We start from the raw sequence: 24032 nt of genomic DNA, 5'->3' as shown, positions 1-24032 counted from the left end.
TTTATAAAGTTAGTATGAACTAACGTGTTTTTAAATTTTTTTGTTCCACAAACTCACCTAGTCCATTGAGAACATTATAGGGTTTGCAGAAACGACGAATGGTTTGTTGCTCTTGCAACAAGTCAACACATAATGGCTCTGGTGCAGAAGCATCAAGTAAACTTTTTTTCCCACTGCTTCGATCTCTAAACATTACAAATCGGTAATCTTTTTTTGCTTCGAAGCGATGGATGACATTAATAGTTTCTGCTTTTTCCTCTGAAATCGGATAAAAGCGAACCACCACTTCATGCAGTCCAGCAGGAACTGAAAGATATAAGGCTTGCGGATCTTTCAAAGAGCCAGCATTTAATCGCACGATACCTTGCTTGATCGCACGCTGATCTAATCTTCGAGATTGAGCATCAACAATGGGATGCTCATCGAATCTTTCAAACTCACAATTCAGCGTTCCTGAGCAATAAATCAAAGCATGATTTCTGGTTTCAGGCGTTTCTTTAATCTTTTTCAGTTGTAATCGGTCTACGGTCTGACAAGCGGATAAAACGGCGACAGACAATCCGAAAAACGCATAGCGTAATAAAACTTTTGCCTTCATTTGTGCCCAACCTCACCAAACGGCGCAAAACTAAAAGAATAATTTTGCACCGATATTAGCAAGACTTGAATCAGAGCACTATAGCTTTAAGTATCAGTTACGCTTTGATTTCTTGGAATACCCATGGGCGAACAGCTTTAGTTCTTTCCTCATAAGCACGAATGTCTTCTGCCGCTTGTAACGTTAAACCAATATCATCTAAACCATTCAACAAACAGTGCTTTCTGAATGGATCAACTTCAAATTTAAATGCTTCGCCTGTAGGCGTACGCACTTCTTGTGCTTCAAGATCAATCGTTAACTGATAACCTTCTTGAGCTGCACACTCTTTGAATAATTGATCCACAATCTCTTCAGACAAGATCACTGGTAACATGCCATTTTTAAAGCTGTTGTTGTAGAAAATGTCTGCATAGCTTGGTGCGATTACGGTACGAAAACCATATTCTTCTAAAGCCCATGGCGCATGTTCTCGGCTTGAACCACAACCAAAGTTGGCACGTGAAATCAAGATTGAAGCACCTTGATAACGCGGTTTGTTCAACTCAAAGTCTGGATTCAAAGGACGTTTTGAGTTGTCTTGACCCAAGTAGCCTTCATCTAAATAACGTAATTCATCAAACAAATTCGCACCGAAACCTGTACGCTTAATTGATTTCAAGAACTGTTTTGGAATAATTAAATCTGTATCGACATTGGCACGGTCTAAAGGTGCAACGATACCTTGTTCAACGGTATATTTTTTCATGTTGTTTGCTCCTCTTAGAATGAACGTACATCAACAAAGTGACCTGCAATTGCCGCTGCTGCTGCCATCGCTGGGCTCACTAAATGCGTACGACCACCATTACCTTGACGACCTTCGAAGTTACGGTTTGATGTTGATGCACAGTGCTCACCCGGTTGTAATTTGTCTGCATTCATTGCTAAACACATTGAGCAACCTGGCTCACGCCACTCAAAACCAGCTTCAATTAAGATTTTATCTAAACCTTCAGCTTCTGCTTGTGCTTTGACTAAGCCAGAACCCGGAACAACCATCGCTTGCTTAATCGTGCTTGCAACTTTTTTGCCTTTTGCAACTTCAGCTGCCGCACGGATATCTTCAATACGAGAGTTGGTGCAAGAACCGATAAATACGCGATCCAATTTAATATCAGACAATGCTTGACCCGCGGTTAAGCCCATATATTGATAAGCACGTGTCCAATCGTTACGTTGTACATCATCTTTTGCTTGTTCTAATGTCGGTACTGCTTGAGATACAGGAATCACCATCTCAGGAGATGTACCCCAAGACACTTGTGGCTCAATCTCTTCACCTTGTAATACAACAACTGTATCAAAGTGTGCACCTTCATCAGAATGTAAAGTATTCCAATATTCTACTGCTGCATCCCACTGCTCACCTTTCGGTGCATAAGGACGGTTTTTCACATATTCAATGGTTTTCTCATCTACAGCAACCATACCTACACGGGCACCACCTTCAATCGCCATGTTACACACCGTCATACGACCTTCGATCGACATATCACGGAACACTTGACCACCAAATTCGATGGCATGACCTGTACCACCAGCTGTACCGATTTTACCAATAATCGCTAAAACCACATCTTTTGGTGTTACGCCTTGACCTAATTTACCGTCAACACGTACCAACATGTTTTTCATTTTCTTTTGAACTAAGCATTGCGTTGCCAATACATGTTCAACTTCTGATGTCCCAATACCATGTGCCAAGCAACCAAATGCACCATGAGTGGCTGTATGTGAGTCACCACAAACAACCGTCATACCTGGTAAAGTTAAACCTTGCTCAGGTCCAACAACGTGTGCGATCCCTTGACGGACATCGTTGATATCAAACTGTGCAACATTAAATGTTTTACAGTTATCATCTAAAGTTTGCACTTGGATACGTGAAGTATCATCTTCGATCCCCGCAATCCCTTCAGAACGCTCTTTCGTAGACGTTGGTACGTTATGGTCAGGAGTTGCCACGTTTGCACTTAAACGCCAAGGTTTACGTCCTGCAAGTTGCAAGCCTTCAAAAGCTTGTGGAGAAGTCACTTCATGCAACAAGTGACGGTCGATATAAAGTAAAGAAGAACCATCATCGCGTTGTTTAACTAAATGATCGTCCCACAATTTATCGTACAACGTTTTTTTTGTTTGAGTTTCTGCTTTTTGGGTTTCGCCTGCCATGTCGATTTGCTCCACTGGACTGGGTAATTCTGTCATTAATTACGATTATAACGGCCTATTCACATAAATCTAATTTATCATTTTTATTAGTTTAAAAACTTTTTAGAATCAATTTAAACACAAAAACCATCTATAAAAACGATTAATTTAAAATTAATATTCGCTTTTACAGATTAAATAAGAATGCTTATCATTTTAACATCTCCAAGATCACCACCAACTGAGGATGTTCACATGGCACATATTCAAAAATTTGTTGAAGATAATCAACGCATGTTCAAAAAAACATTAAGCTACTACATTATGCACATTACGGTAGCCATGATTGTAGGCTACCTTGTCACAGGCAGCATTTGGATGGCAATTACTTTAAGTTTACTTGAGCCTACTGTACAAGCCGTGGCTTATTTCATTCACGAACGCGTGTGGGAGAAAAAAACGATACAACAGGAAGAAAATATCGTCGCATAGTTTCACCTGTGATCCTCCTCATCTAAGCCGCACTATGCGGCTTTTTTTGCAACAGTTTATGAAGAATTACTTCGCAATAGATATAAATTTATTTTATAATTAAATAATATTTTCATAACCGAGTTTAAATTATGAATCTTGCTGCCTTTGAAGCTTTTATAAAAGTCATGGAAACGGGTTCGATTTCTATGGCAGCTGATCAACTATTTATCACTCAGCCCGCTGTCACCAAACGTATTCATAGTTTAGAAGATTATTTTGGTGTCAAATTATTTGAATCTGCTGGCCGAGGTGTACAAGCCACCCATGCGGCTCATTCCCTGCTTCCTAAAGTTAAAAATTGGTTAAATGAACTAGGTGATATTCATCACACCTTAAGCCACGACCAAAATCAGATTAAAGGAAAGCTTAAAGTTGGTACCAGCCATCACATTGGATTACATCATTTACCGCAACATTTAAAAAGCTATGTTCAGCAATATTCTGATGTGACATTAGATGTGCATTTTGTAGATTCAGAACAAGCGCATGAAAAAGTGTTAGCCGGTGACCTTGAACTGGCATTCTTAACCTTACCCCCTGTCCTAGATGAACGTTTAAAATATGTTCCTTTATGGAGTGATCCTTTGGTTTTCGTTGCTGCAGTTTTTCATCCATTGGCAAATATGAAAAATTTAAGCCTTGAAGATCTCATGCAGTACCCAAGTTTATTACCTGCAGCTCAAACATATACAGCGCAGATCACCCTTGCAGAATTTGAAAAAAATGGATTAAAACCTAAAGTGTCCATGAGCAATAATCCGCTTGAATCCATTCGCATGTTGGCTTCTATTGGGTTAGGTTGGTCTGTCTTGCCAAGTACTTTAGTCAATCAAGACTTGGTCAGACTGGATATTAATTTAGAAATGCAGCGTCAATTGGGTATGGTTTGGCATCCGGGACGCACCCAATCTAAGGCAGCCAAGGCATTGGTTGATTTAATGAAATAATTTCAGCACTCGATATTTAAAAGTCATCTAATCAGATGACTTTTTACTTTTTAAGACAAGTGAGCTACTTAAGCTTTTTTCTTCAATGAATCTTCATGTAAAGACTCATTGAGCTGATCGATAATTAATGCCCATGAACCATCTGAACATAATTTTTCTTTCAAAAATTGACGTTGACCTTCAGACCAAAAACTTGCTTCAGTCAAAAAGGTTTCAGCTTCTAACTGATGTGTTTCAATAAATTCTGCAATAGCTTGCTCGCTAGAATCCAATCCTAATTGCTCAAATAAGTTGGTCATTCTTGGCTCTGCATTTATCATCGTGTATTCCTTATGATTTTGATTAATTTTAAGTTAGTTGTTTGCGCATAAGGTATCACTAAGGGATGAAAGCGTCTGTAAATTTATGCTGAATTTCATCTCAAGTTATTTCAATGCTGATCAATGAAAAAAAGCCATTGATACAATGGCTTTAGCAATTTTTAATTTTGAGAATAAAATTGTCTTAAATGGACCAGTCTTGGATATCCCAACCCTGCTCTTTAGCCAATACTTCAAGACGCTCATCTGGATTGACTGCAATCGCATGATCCGCATATTCCAATAAGAATCGATCATTAATGGAGTCTGAATATGCCCATGATTCAGTAACGTCTCGTCCCTCGAGCCATTGATCTAATCGTGCCAATTTACCTTTTTGATAACACGGAATATTAATGACTTTACCCGTATATTTACCATCAACCACTTCTGCATTGGTTGCAATAATTTCTGTAATACCAAATTCACGAAAAATAGGTGCAGTAATAAAATCTGATGTTGCGGTAATCCCTACTAATTTATGCCCAGCATCTTGATGACGTTGAATCGCTTTGTAACCTTCAGGACGCATTTGAGGTCGAATAACTTTTTGCATAAAAAGCTGATGTAAGTCGGTCAAATACTCATTGTCATGTTGCGTTAAAAATTCAAATACGAATTCGTTGTAGGCAATTGGATCAAGTTGTCCCGCTTTGTAGTCTTCATAAAATTTGTCATTCATGGCGCGATGTCGAACTGGATCAACTAAGCCTTCATTGACTAAAAACTCGCCCCAAGAATGGTCAGAGTCGGTATTTAACAAGGTGTGATCTAAATCAAACAACGCCAATTTCATGAAATTACTCGTTCAAACTGAAATTTAAGAAAAAAAATGTAAATCTATCTCCGCTAGTCGATAGAAATTCGTTAAGATCATAGCAATTTTAAAACATTATTACTTTGAACTTTTCGAGTTGGGCATAGAGAGTGGATGCCCCCGAACCCAAAGTCAACGAATTTAATAAATTTTAGGTGCCAAATGATCGACTCAGAAGGTTTCCGACCGAATGTCGGGATCATTTTGGCAAATGATATTGGACAAGTTTTATGGGCAAAACGCATTGGTCACAATGCTTGGCAATTTCCTCAAGGAGGCATCCAATTTGGTGAAACTCCAGAACAGGCACTTTTCAGGGAACTCCGTGAAGAAGTCGGGTTATTGCCGGAGCACGTCCAAATAATTGCTCAGACCGAAGGTTGGTTACATTATCGTTTGCCACTTCGCTACATCAGATCAGATTCTGATCCTGTGTGTATCGGACAAAAGCAAAAATGGTTTTTATTGAAATTAGTCGCGTCAACGAATCATATTCAGTTGAACTTAAATGATCCGCCAGAGTTTGATCAATGGCAATGGGTCAGCTATTGGTATCCACTAGGCCAAGTGGTGAACTTCAAAAAAGATGTTTACCGTCGTGCCATGTTGGAATTGTGTATGCATCTGCCATAGCATGATTTATATTAAACATTGAATTTAAATGTTTGATTTTTATTTCGACTATTTGAATAATCACCATAATTACATCCCTTTAAGAGGAGCACCGCTACATGTCGAACATGCAATTAGACTCTTTACGGCGCATTGTCCAAGAAATCAATGCGTCTGTCAGTTTGCATGATTCGTTAGAAATTATGGTCAACCAAATTTCCGAAGCAATGCATGTAGATGTGTGCTCTATTTATTTACTTGATGAACGTAACCAACGTTACGTTCTGATGGCTTCCAAAGGCTTAAATGCTGAATCTATTGGCAATGTCTCACTGCAATTGGGTGAGGGTTTGGTCGGGCTCGTTGGACAACGCGAGGAAATCGTCAATATCGAGAATGCGTTTAAGCATGAGCGTTTCGCGTATTTTCCAGAAACGGGTGAAGAGATTTATAACTCTTTCCTTGGCGTTCCTGTCATGTATCGTCGAAAAGTCATGGGTGTTCTCGTGGTTCAAAATACTGAACCACAAGACTTTAGCGAAGCTGCTGAATCGTTTTTAGTCACACTTTGTGCACAACTTTCTGGCGTTATCGCGCATGCGCATGCAGTTGGAAATATCGATGTTTTCCGTAAGCCAAATAATTCTCCAACCTATAAAACATTTCAAGGATCATCAGGTGCAGGTGGTATTGCATTAGGTCGTGCACTTATTCTTTATCCACCCGCAGATTTAGGTTCAGTACCTGACCGCGAAGCTGAAGATATCAGTGAGGAGCTTGAATTACTCGATCATGCGGTTGATTCTGTTCGTAAAGAAATTCAATCACTTGATGAAAAAATGCAAGATTCTTTGATGTCTGAGGAACGTGCATTATTTAGCGTATTCTTGAGAATGTTGGATGAGAATGCCCTGCCTGCTGAAATCAAAGAGTTAATCCGTGATGGTCACTGGGCTCAAGGTGCAGTTAAACACGTTATTGATCGTCATGTGGCAATCTTTGCACAAATGGAAGACGATTATTTACGAGAACGTGTTGCAGACTTAAAAGACCTTGGACGTCGCATTTTAGCAGCACTTCAAGAAGATGATTTAAGTCACCGAGAACTGAGTAATGACAGTATCATTGTGGGTGAAGAAATCAGTACGGCAGCATTGGTTGAACTTCCTGTCGATAAGATTGCAGCGATTGTGACGTCTGAAGGGGCTGCCAATTCACATATGGTGATTGTGGCACGTGCTTTGGGTATACCGACAGTCGTTGGGGTCACCGAACTTCCGGTGACTACCCTTGATGATGTGGAAATGATTGTTGATGCCTATCAAGGACGTGTATTTATCAATCCACCACGCCGTTTACGTCAACGTTATCGTGACATCCAAAAAGAAGAAGAACAAATAGCCAAAGATCTTAAACAGTATGAAACCAAAGATGCCATCACTCCTGATGGTGTTGCAGTACGCTTATTTGTGAATACAGGTTTAATGATTGATGTCGTGCGTGGTGTACAACGTGGTGCCAAAGGTGTCGGACTCTATCGTTCAGAAATTCCATTTATGTTGCGTGATCGTTTCCCGGGTGAAGAAGAGCAACGAGCGATTTACCGTCAACAACTTAGTCACTTTGCCAATAAACCAGTCGTGATGCGTACTTTGGATATTGGTGCAGATAAAGATTTACCTTATTTCGAAATAGAAGAAGAAAACTCAGCATTAGGATGGAGAGGGATTCGTTTTACCTTGGATCATCCTGAGATTTTCTCTTCACAAATTCGTGCGATGTTAAAAGCCAGTGTTGGCTTGAATAATTTGCATATTTTGCTGCCAATGATCACCAGCGTCAGTGAAGTAGAAGAAGCGCTTTATATTATTGAGCGTGACTTAGCTGCGGTTCAGGAAGAAGAACAAGTTAAAATTAATCGTCCTAAAATTGGCATCATGGTGGAAGTACCTAGTGTTTTACTTCAAATTGGTGAGTTTGCAGAATTAGTTGATTTCTTCTCAGTGGGTTCGAATGATTTAATCCAATATTTGTTGGCAGTCGACCGTAATAACCCACGTGTATCGAGTGTTTATTCTCACTTCCATCCCTCAGTGCTTCGAGCATTGCAACGCTTAGTTCAAGAGTGTCATAAATATGACAAACCTGTCAGTATTTGTGGTGAAATGGCTGGCGATCCACTCTCAGCAATTTTACTGATGGCGATGGGCTTTAATACACTTTCAATGAGTTCGAGCAATATTCTCAGAGTCCGTAAAGCAATTTGTCATGTTCCAATGATAGATGCGCAAACGCTTTTAGATGAAGTGGTGAAAATGAATAATCCACTCATTGTAAAAAGTTGGATGGAATATTATTTCCGTCATCATGGTTTAGCGGATATGGTGAAATCGAATCGTATTGTAAATGCCTAATATGAATCTCGGTTTAAGCAGAGAAAGAGCTGAGTAACAACATGATCAAGTGGCTTTTTTTATCTTCATGTTGTTCGTAGCGATCTCGGTAATTCTATTTCATTTATATATTAGTAAATTAAAAAGTAGTTCAACACCTAACAAACCTATTTCAAATCATACGCTAGGTCATGACTCAACGATGAATTCTGAACACCAAATGAGCGAATTATCATCACATGTTGATATAGATTGCGGTGGAAGTATCGGTGGAGCAGACTAACCTTCACGTGTTTAGGCATATAAAAAAAGGGAGATAATCATTCGAACATCTCCCTTTTTTGTGCTTGCTGTAGCCACGTTTTGCATCTTTCTTACGATCTATAAACACTTGGCTTTTGTTGACCTCATGCATATGTTTCGCCACAAAGTTGTGAATCACAACCTCTGGCAATGCTTTTTTCTTTGCCATTTTATATTACCTTCAGTTTAACCACCCTAGATGATGGGAAAGCGATATTACGCTTTTTTGTACATTTTACAAGCATTGAATTACCTTTTTCAGATATTTTTAAAGTTGATTTAATTTAACAATCTACAATCATTTTTTTCGACTTATAAAACTGTTCAAAAGATTCTAAATTTGTGAGCCAAGGTTGGATAAGTTCTAAGTTTCTTACATTAGATCTCTGCATTTCAGATAAACTTTGGCTTGTGTAATTTTGTTCAATTATTTTTTGGCTATAGGCTTTTACAAATTTCATTTGTAAACAAAGCGCTTTTACACTGCTCATATCACTGGAAGAATACTGTACATAGCGCTCTAAGACACTAAAGAGACTTTTACCTTCATTTTGTGAATGAAGCATACTTAAATTGTTTAAATCTTTAATAAATATTTCATCATTGACAGGATTTAGGATTAAACCTTGATCAAATATAGCCTGATAAATACGATTTCTATCAGCTATATCTATCCAAAAAAACGCAGACAGAACTTTTTCCGCAAATTGTAATCTTGATTGTTCTGTTTGCTGAGGATAAACCTTAAAAAAATAATATAATCCTATAAAAATTGTACATGTTAGAACTACTGATATTAGTCGCCAATTATTCTTTTCTTTTGTAATACTCATTCAAAATCTCAATGTACTATTAATTATGAAAATGAGAATTGTACGCAAAGTATCTTTATAAACTAATGACTGCGTCAGCCACGTCCTAATATTTATATACCATTAACGTAAATTCTGCGTGACTTGCTTTAACCAATCTAACAGATGTCGTACCGCAGGTCGCATGCCACGTTGACCCAAATGCACCGCATGGATCAAACTTGGGACTGCTTCAGACTCGGCACCAACTTCAATCAATCGTCCCAATGCCAAATCCTCCTGCACGTAGACTTGAGGAATCATGGCGATTCCTAAACCTTTCAATACAGCTTGATGCATCATCTGCATATCATCCACAATTAATTTGGGTTGCGTTTTATACTGAATGGTTTGACCTGTGATCTTATGCGTGAGTTGCCAATAGGCATATTCACCATTGCCCTTCCATGCAATGACAGGCACATGTTTTAAAATTTCATCAAGTTGACCATTAACTTGATCTTGCCATTTCGGATGAGCCACCATGAGTAAATTCATTTTTGCCAACAATACAGGCACATAGTCCAATGGATAATCTAAACTGGTTCTCGCACGAATCACAAAATCAACATTTTCATTGTGGACATCAACTGCCCGATTTGAAACTTCAAGATGGATTTTAACTTTGGGATAAGTCTCCATATAACGCAAAATTTCATCGCCCAACTGATGAAAATGCAACAGCGAGGGCGGAATCGCAATCCGAACCAAACCATTCGGTTCATGCTGTAGATGCTCCACCATCATCACGGCATCATCGACTTGCGCAAAAATCTCGATACAACGCTCATAGAGTATCTGACCTTGCTCCGTTAAACGAAAACTGCGAGTGCTCCGTTCAATCAGCCGTGAAGACAAGGCCTCTTCTAACTCCATAATATGTCGACTGAGCGTGGCACGAGACTGACCCGTTTGCCGATGTGCTGCTGAATACCCGCCTGCACTGACCACATCCCTAAATACTCTCAAACTGTTTAAATCCAACATATCGCTCTACTTGTATCATTTTTGGAATAATTATGCTTATTTTTAGCTCTTCTCAATATATTTGTACAGACTACAATTCAAATATTCCCATATGATTTAAATAAAAAGGATATGAAAATGAAAAGTACAATTTTGATTGCAAGAGAATACGGACAAGCTGATGTTCTCGAATTCGTTGAAAGTCAACTTCCTCCTTTAGCCGCAGGCATGGCACGCATCCAAGTCAAAGCAGCTGGAATTAACCCAATTGATGCCCGTCGTATGACAGGTGAATTCAAGCATGCGCAAATGCCGCAAGCCTTTGGAACTGAATATGCAGGGGTGATTGTAGAGATTAACGGTGAGCAGAGCCCATGGAAAGTGGGTGATGAAGTCTTAGGTTCTGGTGCAGGATTCACTCATGCTTCTGTAATTGATGTTCCGATTAATTTTTTAGTGGCGAAACCGCAAAATCTTGATTGGGCAACCGCAGGGACTTTAGCGGGTGTGGCTCAAACCGCCATGACCATTTTAGATGAAATGGGCCCAGTGAAATCCCTCTTGATCCATGGTGCCTCAGGCGGTGTTGGTTCGATTACTGTTCAATTAGCCAAAGAAAAAGGCATTGATGTTGTCGCGACTGCATCTGCGAAAAATCAGGAGTATTTAAAAGAATTAGGTGCAACACCTGTGGTCTACGGCGATGGTTTAATTGAGCGTTTAAAGGCGTTACACCCTGAACCTTTTGATGCATCGATCGATTTAGCCGGAAATGAAGAAGCCACTCAAGCCTCTTTAGCAACAGTGAAGTCTGGCGGGTTTATGGGATCAACAGCTGGCCGCAAACTGTCCTCTTCCAAAATCCAAGCAGTATGGGTCAAGAAAAAACCGTCTAATTTGAAATACGTGGTAGATCGTGTTGCTGATGGTCGTTTCAGTTGGGTGGTGAGTCGCCAGTACCCATTCCATCAAGCAGCTCAAGCCTATGACGATATTTTGAATGGTCACACTCGTGGTAAAAGCGTGCTGATCTTTGATGAACAAATTTAAAACTTCCTATTGCTGAGCCATTCAATGCACTCAGCACAACATGACAAAAATAAATACAGGAGCACAAGATGGAATTTAAAGTATTTGCTGAGGATTTGGCCTTTCCTGAAGGTCCAGTGGCACTAAACGATGGCTCAGTAATCGTGGTTGAACTGAAAAGCCAACAGCTCAAACGACTCTATCCAAATGGTGAACAACAGGTGCTCGCGCAAGTTCAAGGAGCACCAAATGGCGCAGCCTTGGGGCCCAACAATACACTTTACATTGCCAACAACGGCGGAATGTCTTGGGAAGAACATGAGGGTTTGATTGCCCCAGGCCCACAGCCTCAAGACTACATTGGCGGGCGAATTCAGACAGTGTCTGCAACAGGTGAGGTGAAAGATTTATATACCCGTTATGAGGATGGTCCAATTTTGGCACCCAACGATCTCATCATGGATGGTCAGGGCGGTTTTTATTTCACTGATCATGGACAGCGCCGTGAACATGATATGGATTTAGGGGCTCTAAGTTATGGACAACTAGATGGAACCTTAGTGAAACGTTTGGTTAGTCCTTTGTTCACCCCAAATGGTGTAGGTCTTTCACCCGATGGCACACGTGTTTATATCGCAGAAACCATTACAGGTCGCATTTGGTGGTGGGAAGTCACAGGCGTTGGTGAACTCAATCTTAAAAAAGGTGCACAGTTACTGATCGGCTTAGGTGACTTTACTTTCCTAGACTCGCTGGCGGTTGATGCGGAAGGTAATGTCAGTGTGGCAACCATGCCAAAAGGCGGAATTACCACCATCTCCCCTGAAGGTAAAATCATTGATTTTGTGGAAGTCCCCGTAAAAGACCCAACAGTGACCAATATCTGTTTTGGTGGTGCAGATTTGAAAACAGCCTATATCACAGCTTCAGCGACAGGTCGCTTATATGAGGTTCAATGGCCTAGAAAAGGCTTAAAGCTCCCATTCTCTAATAGCTTAATTTAAATAGGACAAGAACAATGAAAACTCAACAATTTGAAAATAAGATCGTGCTTGTCACAGGCGCCAGTTCAGGTATTGGTAAAGCTGCAGCCTTGGAATATGCCAAACGTGGCGCAACCGTGATTGGTGTGGCACGTAATGAAAAAGCCGGTGCAGCACTGGAGCAAGAAGCACAGGCTGCACAGCTTAAGGTTGATTTCTTTAAAGCCGATGTCAGTGATGAACAAGACGTTGAATCATTAATTTCGTATATTGAACAACATTATGGTCATTTAGATATTGCGTTTAACAATGCAGGCATCTCGGGAGTTCACGCACCGATTGTCAATGCAGAAAAGAAAGACTGGGATCACATTATCTCAGTCAATTTAACCAGTAATTTTTTACTGATGCGTGCAGAAGTCCGCCTAATGCTGAAAAAAGGTAATCAAGGCGCCATTGTGAATACATCATCCATTGGTGGCTTAACTGGCGCTTCGAATTTGGCAGCTTATGCCGCGTCAAAAGCAGGATTGATTGGTCTCAGTAAAGTCGTGGCGATGGAGTATGCACGTTTAGGTATTCGGGTGAATGTCGTGGTACCCGGCTATACCATTACTCCAATGACTGATAAAACTGCCACCATTATTTCCAACTTTGAGGAACATTCTCGAGAAGCTACCCCAATGCATCGCGGTGCAGATCCACTCGAAGTCGCACATCTTGCACTATGGCTCAGTTCAGATGAAGCCTCTTTCGTCACAGGACAAGTTGTTGCTGCCGATGGAGGTTACCTCCTCAACGGTATGCCATTGGCGGAAAAACCAACCGTCTCTTAAACCACACTTCATTCACGAATAAATCCACAGGTTCAGCCGATTCAATGGCTGAACCCTCTCCCCACTCAGACTTTAAAAAGAAGGAATTGATCATGAGTCATCTACAAAATACTGTTTTTGCTGAACATCTAATTTCAGGACCATATGAACGTGTGTTTTTAGCACCAGGCCAAGAACAACAATACATTCGAAATTACTTGGATTTTTTTGATGGCGAAGTGGAATACGTGTTCCGTCTCGCTGAATATCACAACCTGCTGGTTGTAGGTTTAAAGTCTATTTTAGGACATGTCTCACTGGTGGTGATTGAACCTGAAAAGTTAGCAACCCTGCCTGATTTTATTCAAGACACCAAAATCATGTTTGTGGTGGATGATATTGAAGCGGTATACCGTAAAGCTGAGAAAAATAATATTCCAGTCCTACAAAAACGGACTGAAAATATTATGGGTGCACAAGGTCGTTTAGAACTTGCGCCCGGTTATATTATCGAACTCGCGGAAGCGACCAATGAATCGTTATTTCACCCTGATTTAACGAGCTTAGGTTTAGCTGAAGCACATGCCTTACAATGACCTTAAGGAAATCATCAACAAGAAATGATGTCTTGCACATTGAAAGCCCGAAACCTGTGACAGCAGTGCTTCGGGCGATCTTTATGTAGTTGAAAGAACTACTAAATCAATCACTATACTGAGCCAAACTGCTTTATCTTTATGCACTTGCTAGTACACGTTGTAATATCTTGTCTACATCCACATCTTGCGCATCAAGCATTCCCACCACTTGACCATGAAATTTTTGATAACGTGTCGCAATAAAAGCATTGGCAATAAAATCTGGCGCATAACGTTTCAACAATACTGCTTGAGAGAGCACAACCAAACGACTGACTAAGCTTCTCCCCATAAATTGTAAATAATCAGGTTCCTGATGAAATAATCTAAACAGTCCCTGCAACTCTTCATTAAGTATTTTGTCTTGACTTGCAGTAGATACTAAATCTTTAAATAAATGCTCGATTGATTCAGGATCACGTGAAATAGCACGAAGCACATCGAGACACATGACATTACCTGACCCTTCCCAAATGGTGTTCACAGGTGCTTCTTTAAAGAGACGAGCCATGATGCCATGTTCAACGTAGCCATTGCCACCAAAGACTTCCATCATTTCACCAGTCATTTCTACTGCTCTTTTACAGATCCAAAATTTTGCTGCTGGTGTCATGATACGTTTCCATGCCAAACAAAGTTCGCTGTCATGTTCATAACAATGAGCCAAATGAAAACTCAACTGCACTGCCGCTTCAGTTTCTAAAGCAAGATCTGTGAGCACAGACCGCATTAATGGCTGCTCAATGAGTCTCTTACCAAATGCTTGACGTTGACGAGTATAGGCAATGCTTTGTACTAGGGCCTGACGCATAATGCCACTTGAACCTACCGCACACGTTAATCGGGTATAATTCGCCATTTCAATAATCGTTGGAATGCCGCGTCCAGCCTCCCCCATCATAATGCCCCAAGCTTCTTTAAATTCGACCTCAGAGCTGGAGTTGCTGCGATTTCCAACCTTCTCTTTGAGTCGTTGAATATGAATCGCATTTTTTGTGCCATCTTCCAACCAACGCGGAACAAAGAAACACGCCAATCCATCATGCTCAGTTTTAGCAACAACCAAATGTGCATCGCACATAGGTGCTGAAAAAAACCATTTATGCCCAGTTAGTAAATAGGCTTGTCCTCTTCCAGACCGCCCAACTGGAACAGCTGTCGTTTCATTAGCACGCACATCAGAACCACCCTGCTTTTCAGTCATGCCCATTCCAATCCAAATCGATTTTTTCTGAGCAATCGGTAAATCGCGTTCATCATATTCAGTGGATAAAAGTTTATCTCCTAGCTTTTTCCACAGCTCAGGTTCTTTTTGAATCAATGGAATGCTGCCCAAGGTCATTGAGTTTGGACATAAGTTTCCACACTCCACTTGACCACTGAGGAAGAATTTTGCTGCCCAATCCACCCAACCAGATTCTTGAGTGAAATTTAGAAAAGGATGTGCATGAACCGCATATTTACGATTTAACGCCATCCATTTGTGCCATGAAGGATGAAATTCAACAAAATCTGCCCGTCTACCTCGAGCATCAAAACTATGTAAAATAGGAGGATGTTTATTGGCAAGATCAGCATGGTGATAAAAGCTTTCACAACCTACGACTGCTCCAAATTCACTTAAATGGACTGAGTTTCTACTGCCATAACGCTGTAAGATTTCTTGTAAGATTGGATCTGTTGTATATAGATTGTAATCTTGAAGCTCATCAAATTGATTATGTATTTGATGTGTCATCCATGCCGACATAAACGCACCCTCTTTGGAATTTTTATCTATAACTTCATTATTTATATTATCGAGTATAGCTTTTGAAAGTAGATTATCTAGTGCAAATGATGACCTGAATTGTCATTAAATTTTTATTAACGTCTTAATATGATCTCAGTATTGTGTTCTGCTATTGTTGCATCATCTTTCGATATTTTGCTGGTGGCATACCCTTACAGCGCTTGAATGCTCTAGAAAAAACAGATACTTCCGCATAACCCAACCGTTCAGAAATTTGATCAATTGTAAGATCAGTACCCAGCAACAAATCATCTGCCAAATCCTCACGTAAATTTTTAACCAATTGGTGAAACGTAATCCCTTCATTGGCTAAATTGCGCTGAATGGTACGAATATTGACAGCTAAAGCTTTGGATATATCTTCAATCGTCGGCATTTGTGATGCATTCTTTAATAAAAACTCGCGTATTTTTTTACTATAGTCCCCTAAGCTTTTTCGGCGTCGAAATACATGCTCACACTCTTTTTGGTAACGCATAAAAGTGAAGTCATCAGCTTGACGCAATGGGGTAAGCAACAATTCAGATTGAATCGTGATTCGACTTTGTGGTTTCTCATAAAAAATAGGATAACCAGTTAATTCTTCTATCTGATTTGCATAGCAAGGCTTGGTCATCGCTAAATCTATCTGAAATGGTAATTGAGCACCAAGAATGTCATTTTGAAGTGTGATGATGGTCGCAATATCTCTTTCTAAAATAAATAATTGCATATCAGCACTTAGGTCATGATGAAATAAATTTAAATGTGTAAATTCACCATCTTCTTGCAAAGCCACATCAGAAAAAATTGCGCCTAATTTCAGATAACGTATCGCAATCAACAACGCTTCTCTGACATTGGCACTACTTAAAATTGCAAATCCCCAAGCCCCTAATGTGGTGGTGTGATGTCGAAGCCCAGCTTCCAGCGCAATGGGATGTTCATCAGAGATTAGATTCAGAATATTTCTAATGATCTGTAATTCATTTCGCTCTTGGATTTCAAAATTTTCTCGATAAAGATCCTGTTTCGTCAGTTGTGTATTTTCTAGGCATTGCTCAAAAGTAATACCGTAGTTTTCAGCAACATGACATAGTACCCGAGCTGTATTCGCTTCCCTTAAAAACTTCCATGAATTAAGCATCATTATTCGCGTTTTTATTTGTCATCTAATGTCAAATTTAACTGTTTAATTATCATTCTACAAGTGAATTCAATCTCTTATATTCATAAAAAAAGAAAATGGAATTTTTTATGAACATGTATACCAATCTTGCTGAGGAACAGCAAAGCCTGGTCAATGAACTCACGGCGTTATATCAAAAAACCAAAGCCGAGATGAACGACCAAGATATTGATCATATTCGAAATGTTGCTGCATATTCAAAGGCTATAAAATTACGCAGTGATCAACTTATTCGTGAATGTGTAAGTTTAGAATCTTGGGGACGGGGCATTATTCTGGGTTGTTTACACACCCTACTCGAATTTTCAGAGCTCGGTCATAACATCATGCACGGAAGTTATGATCACCTCCCCCAAGCAACCGAGTTTCACTCAGAACGCTGGGTATGGGACTTTGTGACTGATCCTCGTGAATGGCGCGTCATGCATCATCAAAATCATCATCCATTTACCAACATCGTTGGCAAAGATCATGATTTAGGGTATTCCTTTTTAAGAAGCTTGGCAGGTCAAAGCTGGTATGGGCATCACAGTGTTCAATTGCTGATTTACAGTGCGCTGATGATCACTCCATCCTACTATTTCACACTCTATACAGCCACATCAGCAGCACGTACAGAAGGTCGAAAAATCCTTTCCAAAGAAACCTTTACTCAATCATTTCGTCTCATAAAAGCTCATGCTCAAAAACAGTTTATTGAAGCACCAGTCGCTGCAAAATGGTCAAAAAAATTACCTGTTTTTATCGGAAATTATCTTACAACAACGATAGGCTATGGTTTTTTACTTCATATCCTCTTCTTAGAACATCACGCTGAAAATTTGGAGCTTTATTCAGATCCTGGACCTGATGAGACGCAAGAAGAATATTTCATACGACAGATTAAAAGTACCACCAATTTTATCCCATATGCACCGCTGGATCAGTTTCTCAAAAAAATCCTTGATGATGAGGTCCCGTATCCAAATCCACCTCCATTTGAAATCTTTTATGGCGGATTAGATACACATCTTGAGCATCATTTATTTCCAGATTTAGCATGTAATCGTCAAAGACAAATCAAAGCTGTAGTACGTAGTATTTGTGAAAAATATCATTTGCCTTATCACAATTCACCCATGGAAAAGCTGATTCCAGCGATACCGCTCAGCCTCATTAAAAGGACTCTACCTTTTGGTAATCAAGAAAAAAATAACCCTTTCAAATTACTCATTCGACCAAAAGAATTATTAAAACGTATCAAACGAGGAATTCAATATCAGCCACCCTCAACCATGACATATTTACACAAGCCACAGTTCTATAATGCGTCGGCAAAAGTTATACAAGTCGAAATACAGCTTAATGGTCAAGTCAAAACACTCAAAATGAGCAAGCCTCAAGGCTGGGAACATTTAAAATGGCAGGCAGGTGCATTTATTTCATTAAGCTTTGAAATAAATGGGCAAACTTATATTCGTCAATACAGCTTATTGCATGAAAGCCAAAGCGCAGATGGCTATTTTGAAATAGCAGTGAAACGTACACCTGCGGGCATCGTTTCTCACTATATTCATGATCATGTTCCTGTAAATACAGAGGTGACGATTGTAAGTCCACCACAATCTACACCTGATTTTGTTTTAGACACCCTCCCGCCGAAGTTAATCTTTATCGCAGCAGGAGTCGGTATTACACCAATTTTAAGTATGTTAAGAAAATATCAGCGTATCGAAAGTAAAGCTGAAGCTCATTTGTTTTACTTTAACCACGATGAAAACTCTATTTTGTTTGAAAATGAGATTCGTCAAATCGCGGGGCATTCGAATTTGAATGTTCACTTCATCTGCTCCAAAGTTCAGAACGAGTCGACATCTGATTTACGACAAGGACGTTTTAGTCTTGAAATTTTCCAACCTTATATTCGAGATTTTAAATGCCAACACGTATATGCCTGCGCCCCTCAAGCATTAATCGATTCTGCTCGCCAACAACTTATTCAAGCAGGCATTAAAGCAGCAGCATTTCACACAGAAAATTTTAAACCTGCTCCTCTCAGTTTTGAGTCTGATGGGGTTACACGTCGAGTGATTTTCAAAAAGAGTAATAAAAGTATCGATATTGAAGGGAATGTCACTTTACTTGAAGCCGCGCGTTGGGCTGGACTAAAACTGCCAAGCGGTTGTCGACAAGGTTTATGCAAAGCCTGTGTATGCACTAAATTGGAAGGTCAAACTCAATTAGAAGTTAATTCATCCACTATTCAACATCGCATTACCCTATGCAACACTGTGGCTCGCTCACCAATCATTGTGCTTGATGTTTAACAAAGATTCTTAAGTTAATCGCCGTCATGAAGTAATCATGCAATGCTTCATGACAGTAAGATTCAAACACTTAAACAACCAAACTTATGATTCATATCCAAAAATTACACAACCAAAACCTTACTGTAAATCATCGTTAAATCCTTTTAACTTGAACCAAATATTCTATTGGTGAATATTCAAATAAACCCTTAATTTATATGAGGGTAATTGGAATTTTATTTACAAATTAAACACTCCAATTGAACGCATCATGATTTATGATGAATTTGTAAACTCAATAAAACACACATTCTTGTCACAATGTTGCTTTAGAATGATCGAACAAAACCGTTCATGTCTCTGATATTGGAGGCGCTAGAACTTATAAAAGTGAATGCTCAGCCAACCATCAAGAAAGGCATATATTATAAATGGAGAATGAATATGAGCGATGACTCAAAAAAATGTCCTGTCACCCACTTAACAACTGATGCTGGTGCTCCTGTAGTAGACAACCAAAACAGTATGACAGCAGGTGCACGTGGTCCTTTACTTGCACAAGATTTATGGCTGAATGAAAAATTAGGCAACTTCGTTCGTGAAGTGATTCCTGAGCGTCGTATGCACGCGAAAGGTTCTGGGGCATTTGGTACCTTCACTGTTACCCATGATATTACGCAATATACTCGCGCTAAATTATTCTCTGAAATCGGTAAAAAAACCGATATTTTTGTGCGCTTCTCTACAGTTGCTGGCGAACGTGGTGCAGCAGATGCTGAACGTGATATCCGCGGTTTCGCAATGAAATTCTACACTGAAGAAGGTAACTGGGATTTAGTAGGTAATAACACTCCAGTTTTCTTCTTACGTGATGCGCGTAAGTTCCCTGACTTAAACAAAGCAGTTAAACGCGATCCTAAAACCAACAAACGTAGTGCAACCAACAACTGGGATTTTTGGACTTTACTTCCAGAAGCATTACATCAAGTGACGATTGTCATGTCAGACCGAGGTATCCCAGATGGTTACCGTCACATGCATGGTTTTGGTAGCCATACCTTCAGTTTCATTAATGCCAACAACGAACGCTTCTGGGTTAAATTCCATATGCGCACGCAACAAGGCATTAAGAATTTAACTGATGCAGAAGCTGAAGCGATTATTGCGAAAGATCGCGAAAGTTCTCAAACTGACTTATTTGATGCGATTGAACGTGGTGATTTCCCGAAATGGAAAATGTACGTCCAAATCATGCCTGAGTTAGATGCAGAGAAAGTTCCATATCACCCATTTGACTTAACCAAAGTATGGCCTAAAGGGGACTATCCTTTGATCGAAGTCGGTGAATTCGAACTTAATCGTAACCCTGAAAACTACTTCCAAGACGTAGAACAAGCTGCCTTTGCTCCAAGTAACTTAGTGCCAGGCATCAGCTTCTCACCTGACCGTATGCTTCAAGCACGTCTGTTCAACTATGCAGATGCTGCACGCTACCGTGTTGGTGTTAACCATTATCAAATTCCAGTGAATGCACCGCGTTGCCCTGTTCACTCAAACCGTCGCGATGGTCAAGGTCGTACTGATGGTAACTATGGTGCTTTGCCACACTATGAACCAAATAGTTTCAGCCAATGGCAGGAACAGCCACAATATAAAGAGCCACCATTAAAAATTTCTGGTGCGGCAGATTTCTGGGATTACCGCGAAGATGATAATGACTATTTCAGTCAACCACGCGCATTATTCAATCTCATGAATGATCAGCAAAAACAGGCTTTATTTGACAATACAGCCGCAGCAATGGGCGATGCATTAGATTTCATTAAGTATCGTCATATTCGTAACTGCTATGCTTGTGACCCAGCATATGGCGAGGGTGTTGCAAAAGCATTAGGCATGACCGTAGCTGATGCACAGGCTGCACGTGCAACTGACCCAGCACAAGGAAATCCTGGCTTACTTTAATTAATATCTCCATAAAAAAACCGCTGTTATCAGCGGTTTTTTTTATTCAAACAATTAGTTTTTTACCTTCCCGAATACAATAAAACGGACTGATAAATTTAGATGCATTTTTCATCGCTTGGTGCAGATCCAACTCAGGTTGATTTCGATCTTCATCTGTTAACTGAAAAGTACGATAGTGAATCGCTAGTGAACGTTTTGCGTGTAAATCTTTATGTGCTTGGAATGCATCAGCAGGATTCATATGTAGATATTGCATCAATACTCTTGGTTCATATGCACCGATTGGCAGTAAAGCAATCCTTGGTGCACCTAAGCGCTGGTGAATCTCTTTAAAATGTTGTGCATAGCCTGTATCACCAGCAAAGTAACAATGACCATGCTCAGATAAAATTGAAAAACCACCCCATAATGCAAGGTTTTGATCACGAAGCCCTCGACCAGAACCATGTTGGGCAGGCGTGTAGACAATTTTAAAATCTTTGAATAAGGCAGACTGCCACCAATCCATCTCAATCACATGAAATGCTTTCGGCAAATAGGCTGCATTTCCTAGACCTGTATAGATCGGCATAGCAAATTTTTGATGTAGCCAATTCAAACTCGCTAAATCCATATGATCATAGTGATTATGACTGAGTAATACTGCGTGAATCTGTGGTAAATCTTCAAGTGCAATCCCTGCAGGGATAACACGTTTCGGTCCACTCCCGTGCTTTGGGCTTACATAATCCGCCCATACAGGGTCGGTTAAGAAGTTATATGGACCAATTTGAATTAAAACCGTAGCATGACCAACAAACCATACTTGCCAATCTTCTAAATCTGCATGCGGACGGGCCTCAGGCTTAGCACGTTTGGTTTGAATAAAGTCCTGTTGCTCTTTCGTGAAATCACCTTGCCAGGTAAAGCTTTTACGAGCCATCAACCATTTATATAAATTCCATTGGTTGAGCTGTGCAGGACGTGGTTCCTGATTAACGAATCTTTGCCCATTATGGTGATCCAGTGAAACCAATTTAAGTTTTGGTTTAAACCACACATGCCGAATACAATCTTCAGTCTTTAGTTGATAGTGCAGATTAGAATCTTGCGGCTTCCGTCCAACAACAAGTGTAGACTCTGGATTACTCGAAGTCGTCGTTGGAATATCAGTCAAATTAGACATAATAAATGTAAGCACCTTAAACCGAAGCGATTTTGAAATAGTTGATTATTCAGTTATATAAATAGATTATGTTCATCATCTATTCGCATTTTTAAATTATGTTTTTAAAAGATACACTGTTCGTGTTTCATTTAAGACAACATCAATCTCAATTCCCATGAAGTGGTTATAATTTCATCAATAAATTGTGAAATAGAACACCAATCATCCCTCTATTATTCATCATATACAACTCAGACTTTCTTTTTGTTTATGATTTTGTTGTTTTTTTCTGATTTTTGATGTTTTTTTAATCACCCACAGAAATCTTAAATAGAGGAAGTTAAATTTTGTTTAGGATGTGATTTAACACTGAACAACTGATCTCCCAAAGCTTCAACGTACTTTTCTCTACATTATTATTTTTCATAGACTTAAAGCCGAAACAATTGGTTTCAACTTTAATAGATACAATCTTTTCTAAACCTATACAAATCAGTCACTCATTCACGATGAGAGTTCGATCTTGAAATCTAAAATTTCTATCTAAGTAAGAAATTAAATGCATGTAAATTTTAAAATACAAAAAAATGCTTCATTCACTAACTAAATACCAAAATACATCTACTTATTGATCAATTTCACTTATACTCATCTTTAGCAACATTAAGACATTTTTTAGATTATTCTCTGGAAGGCTATATGGAATTACGGCATTTGCGCTATTTTATTACAGTTGCAGAAGAGCTTAATTTTAGCAAAGCTGCACTTAAGCTCTACACAGCACAGCCTTCACTCAGCCAACAAATCAAAGATTTAGAAGAAGATGTTGGTGTGCGTTTACTAAATCGAACCAAACGAAAAGTTGAATTGACCGAAGAAGGCGCTGTGTTTCTGGAACAGGCGAGACTCACCATTGCTCAAGCAGAAAAAGCAATTAATATGGCGCGCCAAGTGTCTAAAGCAAAACAAAAAATGCTACGCATTGGTTTTGTGCCAGTTGCAGAAATGAAAATCTTTCCTTATGTATTACCTAACTTACGTGTTCAAAATCCCGAATTAAAAATTGAATTACAAAGCTTAAATAATATTGAGCAATTCAAAGGCATAAAGAAAGGTGAATTGGACATTACTTTTACTCGTCAACGTTTAGATTCTGAAGAGATCGAGAGTCGCTTTGTACTCCGTGAGCCTTTAGTTTTTATTCTGCCTAAAGATCACCCTTTGGCAAAGTACGATCGTATTCCTGTAAAAGCGCTTGATGGCATTGATTTTGTGATCCCTTCAGATGAGCAATCTAAGACCCTGCATGACACCATTTTAGGCTTTGCTGAACAAAATGGCGTTTCTTTTAAAATTGTTCAAAAAGCTGACAATATCTTGTTTAACATTAACTCTATTGGTATTGGCTTAGGGTGTACGATTCTTCCTGGCTATATTATGCCACTTCTCTTGGAAAATAGTGTGACTCGTCCACTCGATGTAGAGCTACCTTCGCTTGATCTCTTTGTAAGTTATCGCAAGAATGCCACTGGTATTGCTGTGCAAAAATTTATGGAGTTACTTTCAAAAGTCTTTTATTTAGACTTTAATCAAAGTTCAACGTGAATAAAAAACCCGCTGAATTGAGCGGGTTT

Annotated in this window: 22 protein-coding genes; 11 read left to right on the top strand and 11 right to left on the bottom strand. The window is 39.5% G+C overall.

Going from position 1 to position 24032, the window contains the following annotated elements:
* Positions 1–19: 19 nt before the first annotated feature.
* The 3 genes from AC1M9F_RS08655 to leuC form a co-directional block, all read right to left on the bottom strand.
* The gene (locus AC1M9F_RS08655; RefSeq protein ID WP_179998722.1) at positions 20–598 is read right to left on the bottom strand and encodes a hypothetical protein; all 579 of its coding nucleotides are present in this window, start codon (positions 596–598) and stop codon (positions 20–22) included.
* Between the two features lie 97 nt (positions 599–695).
* The gene (gene leuD, locus AC1M9F_RS08650) at positions 696–1346 is read right to left on the bottom strand and encodes a 3-isopropylmalate dehydratase small subunit (protein ID WP_481588649.1); all 651 of its coding nucleotides are present in this window, start codon (positions 1344–1346) and stop codon (positions 696–698) included.
* 14 nt (positions 1347–1360) lie between these two features.
* The gene (gene leuC, locus AC1M9F_RS08645; RefSeq protein ID WP_092766712.1) at positions 1361–2809 is read right to left on the bottom strand and encodes a 3-isopropylmalate dehydratase large subunit; all 1449 of its coding nucleotides are present in this window, start codon (positions 2807–2809) and stop codon (positions 1361–1363) included.
* Between the two features lie 234 nt (positions 2810–3043).
* Between leuC and AC1M9F_RS08640 the strand changes: the two genes are divergently transcribed.
* Together AC1M9F_RS08640 and AC1M9F_RS08635 are read left to right on the top strand one after the other, a co-directional pair.
* Positions 3044–3280, top strand: coding sequence for a DUF2061 domain-containing protein (locus tag AC1M9F_RS08640; RefSeq protein WP_035264169.1), 237 nt, complete (start codon positions 3044–3046; stop codon positions 3278–3280).
* Positions 3281–3411: 131 nt separating this feature from the next.
* Positions 3412–4269 carry a LysR family transcriptional regulator gene (locus tag AC1M9F_RS08635; protein ID WP_481597558.1) on the top strand — a complete coding sequence of 286 codons (858 nt, stop codon included), beginning with the start codon at positions 3412–3414 and terminating at the stop codon, positions 4267–4269.
* 68 nt (positions 4270–4337) lie between these two features.
* Here the strand turns inward: AC1M9F_RS08635 and AC1M9F_RS08630 are convergent, their stop codons facing one another.
* Both AC1M9F_RS08630 and AC1M9F_RS08625 read right to left on the bottom strand, forming a co-directional pair.
* The gene (locus AC1M9F_RS08630; RefSeq protein WP_481592415.1) at positions 4338–4589 is read right to left on the bottom strand and encodes a DUF2789 domain-containing protein; all 252 of its coding nucleotides are present in this window, start codon (positions 4587–4589) and stop codon (positions 4338–4340) included.
* A 184-nt stretch (positions 4590–4773) separates the two neighbouring features.
* Entirely contained in the window at positions 4774–5424 is a 651-nt protein-coding gene (locus AC1M9F_RS08625) for an HAD family hydrolase (protein WP_481597557.1), read from the bottom strand.
* Between the two features lie 183 nt (positions 5425–5607).
* Here AC1M9F_RS08625 and AC1M9F_RS08620 point away from each other — a divergent pair, with 183 nt between their 5' ends.
* Positions 5608–6078, top strand: coding sequence for an RNA pyrophosphohydrolase (locus tag AC1M9F_RS08620; protein ID WP_035264177.1), 471 nt, complete (start codon positions 5608–5610; stop codon positions 6076–6078).
* A 98-nt stretch (positions 6079–6176) separates the two neighbouring features.
* Positions 6177–8471: a phosphoenolpyruvate--protein phosphotransferase gene (gene ptsP / locus AC1M9F_RS08615; protein WP_481597556.1), complete on the top strand. Its 2295-nt coding sequence runs from the start codon at positions 6177–6179 to the stop codon at positions 8469–8471.
* Between the two features lie 265 nt (positions 8472–8736).
* Here the strand turns inward: ptsP and AC1M9F_RS08610 are convergent, their stop codons facing one another.
* The 3 genes from AC1M9F_RS08610 to AC1M9F_RS08600 all read right to left on the bottom strand — a co-directional run bounded on the left by AC1M9F_RS08610 (position 8737) and on the right by AC1M9F_RS08600 (position 10591).
* The gene (locus AC1M9F_RS08610; protein ID WP_481596209.1) at positions 8737–8922 is read right to left on the bottom strand and encodes a DUF7230 family protein; all 186 of its coding nucleotides are present in this window, start codon (positions 8920–8922) and stop codon (positions 8737–8739) included.
* A gap of 115 nt (positions 8923–9037) precedes the next feature.
* Positions 9038–9586, bottom strand: coding sequence for a hypothetical protein (locus tag AC1M9F_RS08605; protein ID WP_481597555.1), 549 nt, complete (start codon positions 9584–9586; stop codon positions 9038–9040).
* 102 nt (positions 9587–9688) lie between these two features.
* On the bottom strand, positions 9689–10591 hold the full coding sequence (locus AC1M9F_RS08600) for a LysR substrate-binding domain-containing protein (protein WP_481597554.1): 903 nt from the start codon (positions 10589–10591) through the stop codon (positions 9689–9691).
* Positions 10592–10708: 117 nt separating this feature from the next.
* Here AC1M9F_RS08600 and AC1M9F_RS08595 point away from each other — a divergent pair, with 117 nt between their 5' ends.
* The 4 genes from AC1M9F_RS08595 to AC1M9F_RS08580 all read left to right on the top strand — a co-directional run bounded on the left by AC1M9F_RS08595 (position 10709) and on the right by AC1M9F_RS08580 (position 13993).
* The gene (locus tag AC1M9F_RS08595; protein ID WP_481597553.1) at positions 10709–11620 is read left to right on the top strand and encodes an NADP-dependent oxidoreductase; all 912 of its coding nucleotides are present in this window, start codon (positions 10709–10711) and stop codon (positions 11618–11620) included.
* Positions 11621–11688: 68 nt separating this feature from the next.
* Positions 11689–12603: an SMP-30/gluconolactonase/LRE family protein gene (locus AC1M9F_RS08590; RefSeq protein ID WP_481597552.1), complete on the top strand. Its 915-nt coding sequence runs from the start codon at positions 11689–11691 to the stop codon at positions 12601–12603.
* 14 nt (positions 12604–12617) lie between these two features.
* Positions 12618–13418, top strand: a complete 801-nt coding sequence (locus tag AC1M9F_RS08585; RefSeq protein ID WP_481597551.1) for an SDR family NAD(P)-dependent oxidoreductase — start codon at positions 12618–12620, stop codon at positions 13416–13418.
* Positions 13419–13510: 92 nt separating this feature from the next.
* Positions 13511–13993 (top strand): hypothetical protein, encoded by a 483-nt coding sequence (locus tag AC1M9F_RS08580; RefSeq protein WP_481597550.1) that lies wholly within the window; start codon positions 13511–13513, stop codon positions 13991–13993.
* A gap of 139 nt (positions 13994–14132) precedes the next feature.
* Here AC1M9F_RS08580 and AC1M9F_RS08575 read toward each other — a convergent pair whose 3' ends face one another.
* Together AC1M9F_RS08575 and AC1M9F_RS08570 are read right to left on the bottom strand one after the other, a co-directional pair.
* Positions 14133–15785, bottom strand: coding sequence for an acyl-CoA dehydrogenase family protein (locus AC1M9F_RS08575; protein WP_481597549.1), 1653 nt, complete (start codon positions 15783–15785; stop codon positions 14133–14135).
* A 151-nt stretch (positions 15786–15936) separates the two neighbouring features.
* Positions 15937–16953 (bottom strand): AraC family transcriptional regulator, encoded by a 1017-nt coding sequence (locus AC1M9F_RS08570; RefSeq protein ID WP_481597548.1) that lies wholly within the window; start codon positions 16951–16953, stop codon positions 15937–15939.
* Between the two features lie 110 nt (positions 16954–17063).
* On the opposite strand from AC1M9F_RS08570, the gene AC1M9F_RS08565 reads away from it, so the two are divergent.
* Both AC1M9F_RS08565 and AC1M9F_RS08560 read left to right on the top strand, forming a co-directional pair.
* Entirely contained in the window at positions 17064–19301 is a 2238-nt protein-coding gene (locus AC1M9F_RS08565; protein ID WP_481597547.1) for a fatty acid desaturase, read from the top strand.
* A gap of 426 nt (positions 19302–19727) precedes the next feature.
* The gene (locus tag AC1M9F_RS08560; RefSeq protein ID WP_035264193.1) at positions 19728–21248 is read left to right on the top strand and encodes a catalase; all 1521 of its coding nucleotides are present in this window, start codon (positions 19728–19730) and stop codon (positions 21246–21248) included.
* Between the two features lie 46 nt (positions 21249–21294).
* Here AC1M9F_RS08560 and AC1M9F_RS08555 read toward each other — a convergent pair whose 3' ends face one another.
* Entirely contained in the window at positions 21295–22416 is a 1122-nt protein-coding gene (locus AC1M9F_RS08555; protein ID WP_481597546.1) for an MBL fold metallo-hydrolase, read from the bottom strand.
* A gap of 681 nt (positions 22417–23097) precedes the next feature.
* Between AC1M9F_RS08555 and hcaR the strand changes: the two genes are divergently transcribed.
* Complete coding sequence (gene hcaR / locus AC1M9F_RS08550) at positions 23098–24003, top strand: DNA-binding transcriptional regulator HcaR (protein WP_092766703.1); 906 nt, start codon at positions 23098–23100, stop codon at positions 24001–24003.
* Positions 24004–24032: the final 29 nt, after the last annotated feature.

It is taken from the genome of Acinetobacter sp. ANC_7504 (genome assembly GCF_056779995.1).
Note: the sequence above shows the minus strand (reverse complement) of the source record. Positions and strands in the feature narration are given on the sequence as shown.

Bases quoted from the DNA above. Each gene is read 5' to 3' on its own strand.
- AC1M9F_RS08655 (WP_179998722.1), bottom strand. From the start codon at position 598: ATGAAGGCAAAAGTTTTATTACGCTATGCGTTTTTCGGATTGTCTGTC.
- leuD (WP_481588649.1), bottom strand. From the start codon at position 1,346: ATGAAAAAATATACCGTTGAACAAGGTATCGTTGCACCTTTAGACCGT.
- leuC (WP_092766712.1), bottom strand. From the start codon at position 2,809: ATGGCAGGCGAAACCCAAAAAGCAGAAACTCAAACAAAAAAAACGTTG.
- AC1M9F_RS08640 (WP_035264169.1), top strand. From the start codon at position 3,044: ATGGCACATATTCAAAAATTTGTTGAAGATAATCAACGCATGTTCAAA.
- AC1M9F_RS08635 (WP_481597558.1), top strand. From the start codon at position 3,412: ATGAATCTTGCTGCCTTTGAAGCTTTTATAAAAGTCATGGAAACGGGT.
- AC1M9F_RS08630 (WP_481592415.1), bottom strand. From the start codon at position 4,589: ATGATAAATGCAGAGCCAAGAATGACCAACTTATTTGAGCAATTAGGA.
- AC1M9F_RS08625 (WP_481597557.1), bottom strand. From the start codon at position 5,424: ATGAAATTGGCGTTGTTTGATTTAGATCACACCTTGTTAAATACCGAC.
- AC1M9F_RS08620 (WP_035264177.1), top strand. From the start codon at position 5,608: ATGATCGACTCAGAAGGTTTCCGACCGAATGTCGGGATCATTTTGGCA.
- ptsP (WP_481597556.1), top strand. From the start codon at position 6,177: ATGTCGAACATGCAATTAGACTCTTTACGGCGCATTGTCCAAGAAATC.
- AC1M9F_RS08610 (WP_481596209.1), bottom strand. From the start codon at position 8,922: ATGGCAAAGAAAAAAGCATTGCCAGAGGTTGTGATTCACAACTTTGTG.
- AC1M9F_RS08605 (WP_481597555.1), bottom strand. From the start codon at position 9,586: ATGAGTATTACAAAAGAAAAGAATAATTGGCGACTAATATCAGTAGTT.
- AC1M9F_RS08600 (WP_481597554.1), bottom strand. From the start codon at position 10,591: ATGTTGGATTTAAACAGTTTGAGAGTATTTAGGGATGTGGTCAGTGCA.
- AC1M9F_RS08595 (WP_481597553.1), top strand. From the start codon at position 10,709: ATGAAAAGTACAATTTTGATTGCAAGAGAATACGGACAAGCTGATGTT.
- AC1M9F_RS08590 (WP_481597552.1), top strand. From the start codon at position 11,689: ATGGAATTTAAAGTATTTGCTGAGGATTTGGCCTTTCCTGAAGGTCCA.
- AC1M9F_RS08585 (WP_481597551.1), top strand. From the start codon at position 12,618: ATGAAAACTCAACAATTTGAAAATAAGATCGTGCTTGTCACAGGCGCC.
- AC1M9F_RS08580 (WP_481597550.1), top strand. From the start codon at position 13,511: ATGAGTCATCTACAAAATACTGTTTTTGCTGAACATCTAATTTCAGGA.
- AC1M9F_RS08575 (WP_481597549.1), bottom strand. From the start codon at position 15,785: ATGTCGGCATGGATGACACATCAAATACATAATCAATTTGATGAGCTT.
- AC1M9F_RS08570 (WP_481597548.1), bottom strand. From the start codon at position 16,953: ATGCTTAATTCATGGAAGTTTTTAAGGGAAGCGAATACAGCTCGGGTA.
- AC1M9F_RS08565 (WP_481597547.1), top strand. From the start codon at position 17,064: ATGAACATGTATACCAATCTTGCTGAGGAACAGCAAAGCCTGGTCAAT.
- AC1M9F_RS08560 (WP_035264193.1), top strand. From the start codon at position 19,728: ATGAGCGATGACTCAAAAAAATGTCCTGTCACCCACTTAACAACTGAT.
- AC1M9F_RS08555 (WP_481597546.1), bottom strand. From the start codon at position 22,416: ATGTCTAATTTGACTGATATTCCAACGACGACTTCGAGTAATCCAGAG.
- hcaR (WP_092766703.1), top strand. From the start codon at position 23,098: ATGGAATTACGGCATTTGCGCTATTTTATTACAGTTGCAGAAGAGCTT.